The organism is Streptomyces sp. CG 926 (genome assembly GCF_003148825.1).
Taxonomy (GTDB): domain Bacteria; phylum Actinomycetota; class Actinomycetes; order Streptomycetales; family Streptomycetaceae; genus Streptomyces.
Window position 1 is genome coordinate 58,759 of record NZ_QGGZ01000003.1, and the last position, 12,865, is coordinate 71,623.

The window sequence follows — 12,865 nt, forward strand, 5'->3', positions numbered from 1 at the left end:
AAGAGTGAACCCGCTCCTCGTCGATGTCGTCCTAAGGGACGCACCACACACCGGAGGCTGTCGCGGCCTTCGGCCACATGATCTCTCGCGGAGCAACGGGAAGCGATGTCTAGCAGGATAGATGGCGATAAGTCGGGACAGGTTCCGAGCAGGGTCCGCCGAATCCTCCGAGGTCCACAGCCGGAGTCGGTGCCCGGCCTGGTAGGTACGGCCGTCATGATCGTCGGCCTTCTGGACGTCGCGGCAGGGGTGTTCCCGCGATTCCGGCACAGCCGGATCCACGCGGTCGCCGAGGTGCTGCCGGTGTTCGGCCCCTTCGCAGCGGCCCTCGCCATCAGCGCGGGCGTACTGCTCCTGCTGCTCGCGCACGGCCTCAAGCGCCGCAAGCGCCGGGCCTGGCGGGCGGCGGTCGTACTGCTGCCGGCGGGTGCCGTGGCGCAGTTCCTCTACCGGCACTCGATCCCGGGCGTGATCATCGCGGCGGTGCTCTTCGCCCTGCTGCTGCGCCACCAGAGTGAATTCAAGGCGCTGCCCGACCCGCGCAGCCGCTGGAAGGCCCTCGCCAACTTCGTACTGATGAGCGCCGGCTCCATCGGGCTCGGCCTGCTCATCGTCAACGTCCACCCGAACCGCGTCGTCGGCAACCCGGGCCTGTACGAGCAGATCACCCACGTCGTCTACGGCCTCTTCGGCTTCGAAGGCCCCGTCGACTACGCCGGCCAGGTGTCCTGGACCGTCGGGTACTCCCTCGGCGCCCTCGGCATGCTGACCGCGCTGACCACCATCTACCTGGCCTTCCGCCCCGAGCACCCGGCCGCCCGGCTCACCGCCGACGACGAGGGCAAGCTGCGCGAGCTGCTCGCCAAGCACGGCGGCCGCGACTCCCTCGGCCACTTCGCGCTCCGCCGCGACAAGGCCGTCGTCTTCTCCCCCAGCGGCAAGGCCGCCGTCACCTACCGCGTCGTCTCCGGCGTGATGCTCGCCTCCGGCGACCCCATCGGCGACGTCGAGGCGTGGCCCGGTGCGATCGAGCGGTTCATGGAGGAGGCCAAGGCCCACTCCTGGACCCCGGCCGTCGTGGGCTGCAGCGAGACCGGCGGCGAGGTCTGGACCCGCGAGACCGGTCTGGACGCCCTGGAGCTGGGTGACGAGGCGATTGTCGATGTCAAAGACTTCTCCCTCGCGGGCCGCCCCATGCGCAATGTCCGCCAGATGGTGAAGCGCATCGAGCGCAACGGCTACACCACCCAGGTCCGCCGGGTCAGCGAGCTGACCGAGGAGGAGCTGGAACGGGTCCGCGGCGCGGCCGAGGCCTGGCGCGGCACCGACACCGAGCGCGGCTTCTCGATGGCCCTGGGCCGGGTCGGCGAGGAAGGCGACGGCGACTGCTTCATCGCCACCGCGCACCGCGTGGAGGAGGGCGACACCAGCCCCTTCGGCGACCTCAAGGCCGTCCTGCACTTCGTCCCGTGGGGCAAGGACGGCATGTCGCTGGAGCTGATGCGCCGCGACCGCGCCGCCGACCCCGGCATGAACGAGCTGCTGATCGTCGCCTCCCTGCAGGCCGCCCCCGAGCTGAAGATCGAGAAGGTCTCCCTGAACTTCGCGATGTTCCGCGCGGCCCTCGCCCGCGGCGAGAAGATCGGCGCCGGCCCGGTCCTGCGGATGTGGCGCGGCCTGCTGGTCTTCCTCTCCCGCTGGTTCCAGATCGAGTCGCTCTACAAGTTCAACGAGAAGTTCCGCCCCCGCTGGGAGCCGCGCTTCATGGTCTACCGCAACAGCCGCGACCTGCCCCGCATCGGCTTCGCCGTGATGCAGGCCGAGGGCTTCGTCACGGTGGCCCTGCCCCGGCTCTTCGCCAGCCGCCGTCGGCCCAAGCCGGTGCGCACCTGCACGCACACCCACATGACGGCCGTGCCCAAGCAGACGGATCGCGAGGTCCAGGCCGCGTAGCCCTCGCCGGGTGTGCGGGGCGGACGCGGCGGGGCGGGGCGGGGGCCGGTGGCCCGCGGGCCCACCGCAGGCCCCGGGCCCGGTGGCTCCGGCCCCCGGCAGGCGCGCGCGTCCGCCGGGGGCCGGAGCCACCACCGGCCGGACCACCCGCCGTACGGCCCGCACCTCGCCCAGGCACCGGCCCCGGCACCCTCGTACCGCCCGGCGCGGACAAGGGCGCCGGGGCCCTGCCGTATCCAGGTCAGCCCTACCCTTGGACCTATGAACACGAAGCGCGGAGCCACCGGCAGGGGCCGGGTCGCAGGTCTGCCGGACCGGGACCGCTGCGCGGTCATGGGCGTCGTCAACGTCACCCCCGACTCCTTCTCCGACGGCGGGCGCTGGTTCGACACCACCGCCGCGGTCAAGCGCGGCCTCGATCTCGTCGAGCACGGCGCCGACCTCGTGGACGTCGGCGGCGAGTCCACCCGCCCCGGTGCCTCCCGCGTCGACGAGGAAGAGGAGCTGCGCCGGGTCGTCCCCGTGGTCCGGGGCCTGGCCTCCGAAGGCGTCACGGTCTCCGTCGACACCATGCGCGCCGTCGTCGCCGCCCGGGCCGTGGAAGCCGGCGCGGCCCTGGTCAACGACGTCAGCGGCGGGCTGGCCGACCCCGAGATGATCCCGGCCGTCGCCGCCGCCGAGGTGCCGTTCGTGGTCATGCACTGGCGCGGCTTCAGCGCCGGCATGAACAGCCTGGCCGTCTACGCGGACGTGGTCGCCGAGGTCACCGCCGAACTGCGGGACCGGATCGACGCGGTCGTGGCCGGCGGGATCGCCCCCGAGCGGATCATCGTCGACCCCGGGCTGGGTTTCGCCAAGAACGCCGAGCACGACCTGGCCCTGGTGGCCCACCTGCCCGAGCTGCGCGCGCTCGGCTTCCCGCTGCTGGTCGCCGCGTCGAGGAAGCGTTTCCTCGGCCGGATCCTGGCCGGCGGCGCCGACACCACCCCGCCGCCCGCCCGCGAACGGGACGCCGCCACGGCCGCCGTCTCCGCGATCGCCGCCCACCAGGGCGCCTGGGCCGTGCGGGTGCACGAGGTACGGGCGACCGCGGACGCCGTACGGGTCGCCCGCGCCGTCGAAGGGGCACTCTGATCGTCACCCACCGACAAGGAGCACCGTGAGCAGAACCGACATCGAGGCGGTCGAAGAGGTCAACACGGCCTTCTACGAGGCAATGGAGCGGGGGGACTTCGACTCACTGTCGGCGCTCTGGCTGGAGGACGAGATCTCCTGCGTCCACCCCGGCTGGCCGGTGCTCTCGGGCCGCGGCGAGGTCCTGCGCTCGTACGCGCTCATCATGTCGCACACCGACTACATCCAGTTCTTCCTCACCGACACCAAAGTGGCCGTAATAGGTGATACCGCCCTGGTGACGTGTACGGAGAACATCCTCAGCGGCGGCCCCGCCGAGGACGGCGGCGAACTCGGCCCGCTCGTCGGTCAGCTCGTCGTCGCGACGAATGTGTTCCGACGCACATCCGAGGGCTGGCGGCTCTGGTCCCACCACGGTTCTCCCGTCCTCACGGAGTCCGACGAGGACGAGGAGGAGGACCCCTCCTGACCCCTCCGGCCGGAGCCGGACTGTTTCGCAGGTAAATTCGAAGACGGACGACGCCGACCGCACTCGGCGCAGCCATGGCCCCGGGGAGCCCCGGGACCGGAAGCACCTACGAAAGCAGGAGTGATTCGCGTGGATCGTGTCGCGCTGCGCGGCCTCAAGGCTCGCGGGCACCACGGCGTCTTCCCCCGGGAACGCGAAGAAGGCCAGACCTTCATCGTCGACCTCGTGCTGCACCTCGACACCCGCCCCGCGGCGGCCGGAGACGACCTGGCTAAGACCGTGCATTACGGGGTAGTCGCGGAAGAAGTCGTCGACGTGGTCCAGGGTGAGCCCGTCGACCTCATCGAAACCCTGGCCGAGCGGATCGCCCAGCAGTGCCTCAAGCACGAAGCGGTGGCGCAGGTGGAGGTCGTCGTCCACAAGCCGGACGCGCCCATCACCGTCCCCTTCGACGACGTGACCATCACGATCACCCGGAGCCGCGCATGAACAACGCACTGAACGCTCAGAGCGACCCCACCGTCCAGCCGGTACCCGCCTCCGTCGTCGAGACGGTCGACGCGGCGGACGTGACCCTGTCCAACCCCAAATGGGCCGTGATCGCGCTCGGTGCGAACCTCGGTAACCGGCTGGAGACCCTGCAGGGCGCCATCGACGCCCTCGGCGACACCCCCGGCATGCGGGTCAAGGCCGTCTCCCCCGTCTACGAGACCGAGCCGTGGGGCGTCGACCCCGGCTCGCAGCCCTCGTACCTCAACGCGGTCGTCGCGGTGAAGACCACCCTGCCGCCGTCCTCGCTCCTGGAGCGCGCGCACGCCGTCGAGGAGGCCTTCGACCGCGTCCGCGAGGAGCGCTGGGGCCCGCGCACGATCGACGTGGACATCGTCGCGTACGCCGACCGCGTCTCCGACGACCCGGTCCTCACCCTCCCGCACCCGCGCGCCCACCAGCGTGCCTTCGTGCTGGCCCCCTGGCACGACATCGACCCGGAGGCCCAGATCCCGGGCCGCGGCCCGGTCACGGCACTGCTGGCCGAAATCGGCCTGGTCGGCGTGACGCCGCGCCCCGACCTGGAACTCCACCTCCCCGAGTAGTCGTTAGCCTGTTCACGGCTACTCGCTGAAAGTGGGGAACAGGCAAGTGAAGCAACTGAGGCCGGCGGTCCTGGCGGGCATCTTCGTGGTCGCCGGGATCCTGTCCTGGGCGGGCGCGCGCCTGTGGAACGCCTACGGCACCCTGCCGGGCGTTCCGCTGGCCGCGCCGATCGTCCTGGGCGTCATCGCGGCGGTGCTGCTGGCCACGGCCCTGTCCATGCGCGCCCGCCTCAAGGCCCAGCGCGAGCGCCGCCCGGGCGCCAAGGGCGTGGAGCCGCTGATGGCGGCCCGCGCGGTGGTCTTCGGCCAGGCCAGTGCCCTGGTGGCGGCACTGGTGGCCGGCATGTACGGCGGTGTGGGCGTCTTCCTGCTGACCGATGCCCTCGACGTCCCCGCCCGCCGCGACCAGGCCTGGTACGCCGGCTTCTCGGTCCTGGCGGGTGCGGCGGTCATCGCCGCGGCCCTCTTCCTGGAGCACGTCCTGAAGCTCCCGGAGGACGAGGACCCGACCAAGGCCCCGGCCAAGGCCTAGGCCGTCTCTCGCGGGCGGCCAGGGCGCCTACCGGGGGTGGACGAGCCCCAGCCGCTCCCGGCCGTCCGCCCCGGACACCGGCCTCAGCGGGCCATGATCAGGCTCATGGCCTCGTTACGGGTGGCGGGGTCGCGGAGCTGGCCGCGGACCGCCGAGGTGATGGTCTTCGCGCCGGGCTTGCGGACCCCACGCATGGTCATGCACATGTGCTCGCACTCGATGACCACGATGACCCCGCGCGGGTCCAGGATCTCCATGAGGGAGTCCGCGATCTGCGTGGTCAGGCGCTCCTGCACCTGCGGACGGCGGGCGAACACGTCCACGAGGCGGGCCAGCTTCGACAGGCCGGTGATCTTGCCGTCGGTGGACGGGATGTAGCCGACGTGCGCCACGCCGTGGAACGGGACCAGGTGGTGCTCACAGCTCGACATGACCTCGATGTCCTTCACCAGGACCATCTCGTCGTGGCCCAGGTCGAACGTCGTCGTCAGGACCTCTTCGGGCTTCTGGTACAGCCCGGCGAATATCTCCCGGTACGACCGCGCCACGCGCGCCGGGGTCTCCAGGAGGCCCTCGCGGTCCGGGTCCTCGCCGACCGCGATCAGGAGCTCACGGACCGCCGCCTCGGCGCGCTTCTCGTCGAACACACCGATCGTGCCCTCGTCACCGGTCAGGGTCACTGGGTCGGTCATCTCATCCTCGTTCCTGTCCGAACACGCGGTCGTACGAATATGCCGCGCCCCCCAGGCTAGAACCTGGGGGGCGCGGCTTCCATTCCGGGTGGGTCGAGCCGCCCGTTACTCGGGGCGGTCCTCGGGAGCCACTTCGATGCCCTTCTCCGTGGAGACCGGCAGGGCGGTGGCCGACGTGCCGTTCGCCGAGTTCGTCAGCTGGAGCTCCTTGGGAGAGAGCACCGGCGGACGGGTGGAGGGGGTGCGGCGGGAGGAGCCGGTCCACGCGGGGCGGGCCGGACGCTTCACGATCGTGGAGAAGATCTCGGCGATCTGCTCCTTGTTCAGCGTCTCCTTCTCCAGCAGCGCGAGGACCAGGTTGTCGAGGACGTCGCGGTTCTCGACCAGGATCTCCCAGGCCTCGTTGTGCGCGGTCTCGATGAGCTTCTTGACCTCTTCGTCGACCAGCGCCGCGACCTCTTCCGAGTAGTCCCGCGGGTGCGACATCTCGCGCCCCAGGAACGGCTCGGTGTTGTCGCCGCCGAACTTGATCGCACCGAGACGCTCGGTCATGCCGTACTGCGTGACCATGGCCCGCGCCGTGGCGGTGGCCTTCTCGATGTCGTTCGCCGCGCCGGTGGTCGGGTCGTGGAAGACCAGCTCCTCCGCCGCGCGCCCACCCAGCATGTACGCCAGCTGGTCGAGCATCTCGTTGCGCGTGGTCGAGTACTTGTCCTCGTCGGGCAGGACCATGGTGTAACCCAGGGCCCGACCGCGGGACAGGATCGTGATCTTGTGGACCGGGTCGGAGTTCGGGGAGGCCGCCGCGACCAGGGCGTGTCCGCCCTCGTGGTACGCGGTGATCTTCTTTTCCCGGTCCGACATGATCCGGGTCCGCTTCTGCGGGCCCGCCACGACGCGGTCGATCGCCTCGTCCAGCGAGTGGTTGTCGATCAGCTTCTTGTCCGAGCGGGCCGTGAGCAGCGCGGCCTCGTTCAGGACGTTGGAGAGATCGGCACCGGTGAAGCCGGGCGTGCGACGGGCGACCGCGCCCAGGTCGACGTCCGGGGCGACCGGCTTGCCCTTCTGGTGGACCTTGAGGATCTCCAGACGGCCCTGCATGTCCGGACGGTCGACCGCGATCTGCCGGTCGAAGCGGCCCGGGCGCAGCAGCGCCGGGTCGAGGATGTCCGGGCGGTTCGTGGCGGCGATCAGGATGACGCCGCCCTTCACGTCGAAGCCGTCCATCTCGACCAGCAGCTGGTTGAGGGTCTGCTCGCGCTCGTCGTGACCGCCGCCCAGACCCGCACCGCGGTGCCGGCCGACGGCGTCGATCTCGTCGACGAAGACGATCGCCGGAGCGTTGGCCTTGGCCTGTTCGAACAGGTCACGGACACGCGAGGCACCGACACCGACGAACATCTCGACGAAGTCGGACCCGGAGATCGAGTAGAAGGGGACGCCGGCCTCGCCCGCGACGGCACGCGCCAGCAGGGTCTTGCCGGTGCCGGGCGGGCCGTACAGCAGCACACCCTTGGGGATCTTGGCGCCGACGGCCTGGAACTTCGCCGGCTCCTGGAGGAACTCCTTGATCTCGTGGAGTTCCTCGACGGCCTCGTCCGAGCCCGCGACATCGGCGAACGTGGTCTTCGGGGTGTCCTTGGTGATGAGCTTGGCCTTGGACTTCCCGAAGTTCATGACTCGGGAGCCGCCGCCCTGCATCTGGTTCATCAGGAACAGGAAGACAACGACGATGAGCACGAAGGGCAGGAGCGAGAGCAGCACGCTCAGGAACGGGCTGGTCTTGTCCGGCGTGACGGAGTACCCGTCCGGGATCTGACCGGCGTCGTACTTGGTCTGGAGGCTCTGGGCGAGCTGGACGCCCTGATCCCCGATGTAGTTGGCCTGGAACTTGGTGCCGTCGTGCTTGCCGAGCTTCTCGCCTTGCTTGAGCTCGATCTTGATCATCTGGCTGTCGCCGGTGGTCAGCTTGGCTGTCTCCACCTGGCCAGTGTTGATCGCCTTGATGACCTCGCTGGTGTCCACCGACTTGTAGCCGCCGCCGGAGCCGACGACATTCATCAACACGACCACGGCGAGGACGGCCAGCACGATCCACATGACCGGCCCACGGAAGTATCGCTTCACGTCCATCCATACGGGACGCCAGGCGTCCCGTCCCTCCTGCCCGTAGGTAAATGCTGCTGTGAGTAAAGACTGTTCTTCGGAATGTACCCCTGAATTGTCACCCGCGGCCCTGTGGGACGGCTGACAGACCCGCCTTCCCCTGCTTCAACGCCGGGAATCGCCCCCAGGTTCCCCGCAGGCTCGGCGGGGTTCCCGGGGACGGGGGGCGGGCGGGGGTGGATCAGCCGCCGTAGACGTGCGGGGCGAGCGTGCCGACGAACGGCAGGTTGCGGTACTTCTCCGCGTAGTCCAGGCCGTAGCCCACGACGAACTCGTTGGGGATGTCGAAGCCGACCCACTTCACGTCGATCGCGACCTTCGCCGCCTCGGGCTTGCGCAGCAGCGTGACGACCTCCAGGGAGGCCGGCTGGCGGGAGCCCAGGTTCGACAGCAGCCAGGACAGCGTCAGACCCGAGTCGATGATGTCCTCGACGATCAGGACGTGCTTGTCCTTGATGTCGGTGTCCAGGTCCTTGAGGATCCGCACCACACCGGAGGACTGGGTCCCGGCGCCGTACGAGGACACCGCCATCCAGTCCATGGTGAGCGGGGTGGACAAGGCGCGCGCCAGGTCCGCCATCACCATCACGGCGCCCTTGAGCACACCGACGATGAGCAGGTCCTTGCCCGCGTACTCCGCGTCGATCTTCGCGGCCAGCTCGGCCAGCTTCGCGTCGATCTCTTCCTTGGTGATGAGCACCGACTGGAGGTCGCTGCCCATGTCCTTCTCGTCCACCCGCATCACTTTCGTTGTCGGCCGGGGCTCCGGGGGCGACCCCGGAGGACTCAGCCGTGTTTCAGCACCAATCAGCCCTGCCGGATGACAAGTCTGCCACCCTGCCGCTGGGCCTCGACCCGGCCGGGCAGGTTGATGGCGCCCTGACCCCGCCATCCGGTGATGAGACGGTCGACTTCTTCGATGTGGCGGGCGAAGAGGGAGCCCGCGGGAGACCCCGCCGCGACGACGGCCCTGCGCAGCACGCGGCGGCGGACGGCCGGGGGCAGGGCGTAGAGCTTGGCGCACTCCAGGCGGCCGTCCGCGTCGCGTACGCCGGTCTCCGCCTCGGCGGCCCAGGCGTCCAGGGCGTCGGCGTCGTCGCGGGAGAGCTGCGCGGTGCGGGCGAGCGCCTCGACGACCCCCTTGCCGAGCGCCTTCTCGAGGGCGGGCAGCCCCTCGTGGCGCAGCCGGGAGCGGGTGTAGGCGGGGTCGATGTTGTGCGGGTCGTCCCAGACGGGGAGGGACTGGACCATGCAGGCCTTGCGGGCGGTCTGCCGGTCGACCTGGAGGAAGGGGCGGCGGTAGCGGTTCGTGCGGCCGGCGGACCCGCCGGAGACCTCGGGCATGCCGGAGAGCGAACGGATGCCGGAGCCGCGGGCCAGGCCCAGCAGGACGGTTTCGGCTTGATCGTCCCGGGTGTGGCCGAGCAGCACGGCGGCGGCGCCCAGGCGGTCCGCGGCCTCGTCCAGGGCCCCGTAGCGGGCGTCGCGGGCGGCGGCCTCGGGTCCGCCGTCGCGGCCGACGCGCACGGCGACGGACTCCACCGGGTCGAGCCGGAGTGCGGTCATGCGGGTGACGACCTCGGCGGCGCGCAGGTCGGAGCCGGGCTGCAGTCCGTGGTCGACGGTGATGCCGCCGGCCCGGATGCCGAGCTTGGGGGCCTCGAAGGCGAGGGCGGAGGCGAGCGCCATGGAGTCCGCGCCGCCGGAGCAGGCGACGAGGACGAGCGGCAGGGGGCCCCCGGGGCGGCGGGGGGCGGCGGGACTGCCTGTGTGGTCGGTGAGGTCGGTGAGGACGTCGTGGAGTACGCGGCGGACCGCCAGGCGTATCGCCGCGACCGCAGGATGGGGACCCATGTCCGGTGCCCTTCGATGGAGTTCGGATGCCTCGGAGGCGTTGGGGTGGTGTGCTGGGGTGCTGCTGCCCGGCTGCCCCCGCGGAACGGGAGGATGTCACTCAGAGTGCGTCGATGGTGACAGAACCGAGCCGTTCCCCGAGCATCGCACGCCCTTCCACGGCCCACGGTCCCTCGGACGGGTGACGCTGCTTCCCCCAGTGAGACATGTTTACGCCCCCTGTGTCACTCCGCTTCGCTCGGTTCGCTCCCCTTACGGTGCACGCGTGCCACCCAGTCGGCGGGGCTGGCGATCTCGGCCTTGGTCGGCAGTGTGTTCGGGGAGGTCCACACCCGGTTGAAGCCGTCCATGCCCACCTGGCCGACGACGGCGCGCACGAAGCGCTCGCCGTCGCGGTACTGGCGCAGCTTGGCATCGAGGCCCAACAGCTTGCGCAGGGCGACGTCGAGGCGGCCGGCGCCGCTGGCCCGGCGCTGCTGGAACTTCTCGCGGATCTCGGCGACCGAGGGCACCACCTGGGGGCCGACCCCGTCCATCACGAAGTCGGCGTGGCCTTCCAGCAGGGACATGACGGCCGTCAGACGGCCCAGGATCTCGCGCTGCTCCGGGGTCTGTACGAGTTCCACGAGGGAGCGTCCCTCGTCCCCCTGGTCGGTGTCGGGGCGGGCGCCCGCGAAGGACTGGGCGGCCTCGCGGAGGCGTTCCAGGACGGTGGACGGGTCGACCTCGGTGGCGCCGAGAAACGTCTGGATTTCGCCTTCGAGGTGCTCGCGCAGCCACGGGACGGCCGTGAACTGTGTACGGTGCGTCTCCTCGTGCAGGCAGACCCAGAGCCGGAAGTCGTGGGGGTGCACCTCCAACTCGCGCTCGACGTGCACGATGTTGGGCGCGACGAGCAGCAGCCGGCCACCGCCGGCGCCGGGCAGGTCCCGGGTGACCGGTGCGAAGGTCTCGTACTGGCCCAGGACCCGGGAGGCCAGGAAGCTCAGCAGCATCCCCAGTTCGACGCCGGTGACCTTGCCGCCGACGGCGCCGAGGACGGCTCCGCCGGTGGTGCCCGCGCGGCGGTCCTGCATCTTGCCGAGCAGCGGCTGGAGCAGCTCGCGGAATCCGGCGACGTTGGCCTTGACCCAGCCGGCCCGGTCGACGACCAGGACGGGCGTGTCGGGGACGGTCACCCCCTCGGGGATCATCCGGGTGAACTCGCGCACGTGCCGTTCCGAGGTCTTGGCGTGCCGCCGCAGCTCCGCGACGACGGCCCGCGCCTCGTCCCGGGTGACCTCCGGGCCGGGTCGTACCAGTCGGGTCGCGGTCGCCACCGCGAGGTTCCAGTCGACCATCTCCGCACCACCGATGCTCGTCATGCGTCAACCGTACGTGGACCGGCCCTTCTACGGACCCCCTACGAAGCGGTCGCGACGGCGGCGGCCAGCTTGTCGAGGGCCTTCTCCGCGCTCTCGGGGCCGGGGCTGTTCGCCGTGAGGAAGGCGAAGGCGAGCAGTCGGCCGGAGGAGTCGACGACCGTCCCGGAGAGCGAGTTCACCCCGGTCAGGGTGCCGGTCTTGGCGCGGAGCAGGCCGGCGGCCGGGGAGGTGCCGGAGTTGCGGCCCTTCAGGGTTCCGGTGAATCCGGCGACGGGCAGTCCGGTGAGGACCGGGCGCAGCTCGGGGCGAGCGGGATCGGCGGCCTTGGTGAGGAGCCCGGTCAGCAGGCCGGCGCTGACCTTGTCGGCGCGGTTCAGGCCGCTGCCGTCGGCGAAGCGGGAGCCGGCGGTGTCGATGCCGAGGGCGGTGAGCCGGTCGGTGACGGCCTTCTCGGCGCCTTCGAAGCTCGCGGGTCGGCCGGAGGCCAGGGCGGTCTGGCGGGCGAGGGCCTCGGCGATGTCGTTGTCGCTGTTGGTCAGCATCCGCTCGACGAGCCCGCCGATCGGGGTGGAGAGGGTGACGGCCAGCGGCTGGACCCCGGCGGCGGCCCGGGCCTTCGCCGGTTCGCCGGTGACCTTGATGCCGCGCTCGGCCAGCAGGGTGCCGAAGGCGCGGGCGGCGTCGCGGGAGGGGTCCTCGGAGCGGTCCACGGGCCCGGAGGCGGAGTCGTCGGGGCGGCCCTCGTCGGCCGTCAGGGCGGTCACGGGAGCGATGTTGGGGTTGCCGCCGATCGGGTGGCGGACGGGTCCGGTGTAGAGGCTGTCGTCGTAGCCGAGGGTCACCGTGTCGGTGCCGGCGGCCTTGAGGGCCTGCGCGGTGTCGGCGGCGAGGGCGACGAGGCTGCCGCCGGATCCCGCGGGGCGCTTCTTCTTCGCGGTGAGGGAGGGGTCGCCCCCGCCGACCAGGACGATCTGTCCGGGGGCGGCGCCGGGCGTGACGGTGGTCCGGATCCGGTGCTCGGGCCCGAGGGCGGCCAGCACGGCCGCGGCGGTGACGATCTTGACGGTGGAGGCGGGGGTCATCGCGTCCCGCGCCCCGGAGTCGTAGAGGACCTGCCCGGTGGCGGTGTCGACCACGGACGCGGTACGGACGGTGCCCAGCGCGGGATCGGCGAGCAGCGGCTTCAGGGCGGCGCCCAGGCCGTCGGCGGAGGCGGGCTCGGCGGGGGCGCTCTGCGCGCGCGGGGCGCCGGGGCCGATCGCGCCGAGCACCCCGGGGGCGCTGGGCGCGGCCTCGGGCAAGGTGCCGGAACGGGCCCCTCCACCGTGATCTGCGCCACCCGTACGGTCCCAGGAGGCGGCTCTGTCCCGCTCGGCCTTACGCTGGCCGGAGTCCCAAGGACCGGCCGCGGTCACCGCTGCCACCGACAGGGCGAGGCCGGCGACGGCCGACCCTGCGATGAGCTGCCAGGTCTTGACCAATGGCACCTCGGACCAGCCCCTTTCGCGATCACACATATGCGTGAGGGACACTTAACCACTGCGTCTTGCCGCGAGCATGGCACCCCACCCGGCAGGGCTGGGACGGACGCGCACGCAGATGAATCG

The 12,865-nt window shown here is 71.2% G+C and carries 12 protein-coding genes; 6 read left to right on the plus strand and 6 right to left on the minus strand.

The features are described from left to right. The first annotated feature begins 105 nt into the window (after positions 1-105). From BCL76_RS08835 to BCL76_RS08860, 6 genes are all read left to right on the plus strand, one after another. Positions 106-1,953: a phosphatidylglycerol lysyltransferase domain-containing protein gene (locus tag BCL76_RS08835; protein ID WP_109778966.1), complete on the plus strand. Its 1,848-nt coding sequence runs from the start codon at positions 106-108 to the stop codon at positions 1,951-1,953. A gap of 261 nt (positions 1,954-2,214) precedes the next feature. After that, positions 2,215-3,087 (plus strand): dihydropteroate synthase, encoded by an 873-nt coding sequence (folP, locus tag BCL76_RS08840; protein ID WP_181382482.1) that lies wholly within the window; start codon positions 2,215-2,217, stop codon positions 3,085-3,087. Between the two features lie 82 nt (positions 3,088-3,169). Beyond that, positions 3,170-3,556, plus strand: a complete 387-nt coding sequence (locus tag BCL76_RS08845; protein WP_051781667.1) for a nuclear transport factor 2 family protein — start codon at positions 3,170-3,172, stop codon at positions 3,554-3,556. A 129-nt stretch (positions 3,557-3,685) separates the two neighbouring features. Beyond that, on the plus strand, positions 3,686-4,045 hold the full coding sequence (folB, locus tag BCL76_RS08850) for a dihydroneopterin aldolase (protein WP_030010912.1): 360 nt from the start codon (positions 3,686-3,688) through the stop codon (positions 4,043-4,045). Further along, a complete protein-coding gene (folK, locus tag BCL76_RS08855) occupies positions 4,042-4,650 on the plus strand; it encodes a 2-amino-4-hydroxy-6-hydroxymethyldihydropteridine diphosphokinase (protein WP_109778967.1) in 609 nt (202 codons plus the stop codon). The genes folB and folK overlap by 4 nt, the downstream gene beginning before the upstream one ends. A gap of 46 nt (positions 4,651-4,696) precedes the next feature. Beyond that, positions 4,697-5,182, plus strand: coding sequence for a DUF3180 domain-containing protein (locus BCL76_RS08860; RefSeq protein WP_109778968.1), 486 nt, complete (start codon positions 4,697-4,699; stop codon positions 5,180-5,182). Positions 5,183-5,265: 83 nt separating this feature from the next. Here the strand turns inward: BCL76_RS08860 and folE are convergent, their stop codons facing one another. The 6 genes from folE to dacB form a co-directional block, all read right to left on the minus strand. Further along, positions 5,266-5,874: a GTP cyclohydrolase I FolE gene (folE, locus tag BCL76_RS08865; RefSeq protein ID WP_030756162.1), complete on the minus strand. Its 609-nt coding sequence runs from the start codon at positions 5,872-5,874 to the stop codon at positions 5,266-5,268. A gap of 105 nt (positions 5,875-5,979) precedes the next feature. Further along, a complete protein-coding gene (gene ftsH / locus BCL76_RS08870; protein ID WP_030726946.1) occupies positions 5,980-8,007 on the minus strand; it encodes an ATP-dependent zinc metalloprotease FtsH in 2,028 nt (675 codons plus the stop codon). A 214-nt stretch (positions 8,008-8,221) separates the two neighbouring features. Then, the gene (hpt, locus tag BCL76_RS08875) at positions 8,222-8,782 is read right to left on the minus strand and encodes a hypoxanthine phosphoribosyltransferase (protein ID WP_030228417.1); all 561 of its coding nucleotides are present in this window, start codon (positions 8,780-8,782) and stop codon (positions 8,222-8,224) included. A gap of 65 nt (positions 8,783-8,847) precedes the next feature. Beyond that, positions 8,848-9,894 (minus strand): tRNA lysidine(34) synthetase TilS, encoded by a 1,047-nt coding sequence (gene tilS / locus BCL76_RS08880; protein WP_109778969.1) that lies wholly within the window; start codon positions 9,892-9,894, stop codon positions 8,848-8,850. A 224-nt stretch (positions 9,895-10,118) separates the two neighbouring features. Beyond that, positions 10,119-11,258: a zinc-dependent metalloprotease gene (locus BCL76_RS08885; protein ID WP_109778970.1), complete on the minus strand. Its 1,140-nt coding sequence runs from the start codon at positions 11,256-11,258 to the stop codon at positions 10,119-10,121. 38 nt (positions 11,259-11,296) lie between these two features. After that, on the minus strand, positions 11,297-12,775 hold the full coding sequence (dacB, locus tag BCL76_RS08890; protein ID WP_109778971.1) for a D-alanyl-D-alanine carboxypeptidase/D-alanyl-D-alanine endopeptidase: 1,479 nt from the start codon (positions 12,773-12,775) through the stop codon (positions 11,297-11,299). Positions 12,776-12,865: the final 90 nt, after the last annotated feature.

Coding starts and splice junctions, on each gene's coding strand:
- BCL76_RS08885 (WP_109778970.1), bottom strand. CDS start 11,258: ATGACGAGCATCGGTGGTGCGGAGATGGTCGACTGGAACCTCGCGGTG.
- folE (WP_030756162.1), bottom strand. CDS start 5,874: ATGACCGACCCAGTGACCCTGACCGGTGACGAGGGCACGATCGGTGTG.
- tilS (WP_109778969.1), bottom strand. CDS start 9,894: ATGGGTCCCCATCCTGCGGTCGCGGCGATACGCCTGGCGGTCCGCCGC.
- BCL76_RS08845 (WP_051781667.1), top strand. CDS start 3,170: ATGGAGCGGGGGGACTTCGACTCACTGTCGGCGCTCTGGCTGGAGGAC.
- BCL76_RS08835 (WP_109778966.1), top strand. CDS start 106: ATGTCTAGCAGGATAGATGGCGATAAGTCGGGACAGGTTCCGAGCAGG.
- ftsH (WP_030726946.1), bottom strand. CDS start 8,007: ATGGACGTGAAGCGATACTTCCGTGGGCCGGTCATGTGGATCGTGCTG.
- hpt (WP_030228417.1), bottom strand. CDS start 8,782: ATGCGGGTGGACGAGAAGGACATGGGCAGCGACCTCCAGTCGGTGCTC.
- folP (WP_181382482.1), top strand. CDS start 2,215: ATGAACACGAAGCGCGGAGCCACCGGCAGGGGCCGGGTCGCAGGTCTG.
- dacB (WP_109778971.1), bottom strand. CDS start 12,775: ATGTGTGATCGCGAAAGGGGCTGGTCCGAGGTGCCATTGGTCAAGACC.
- folK (WP_109778967.1), top strand. CDS start 4,042: ATGAACAACGCACTGAACGCTCAGAGCGACCCCACCGTCCAGCCGGTA.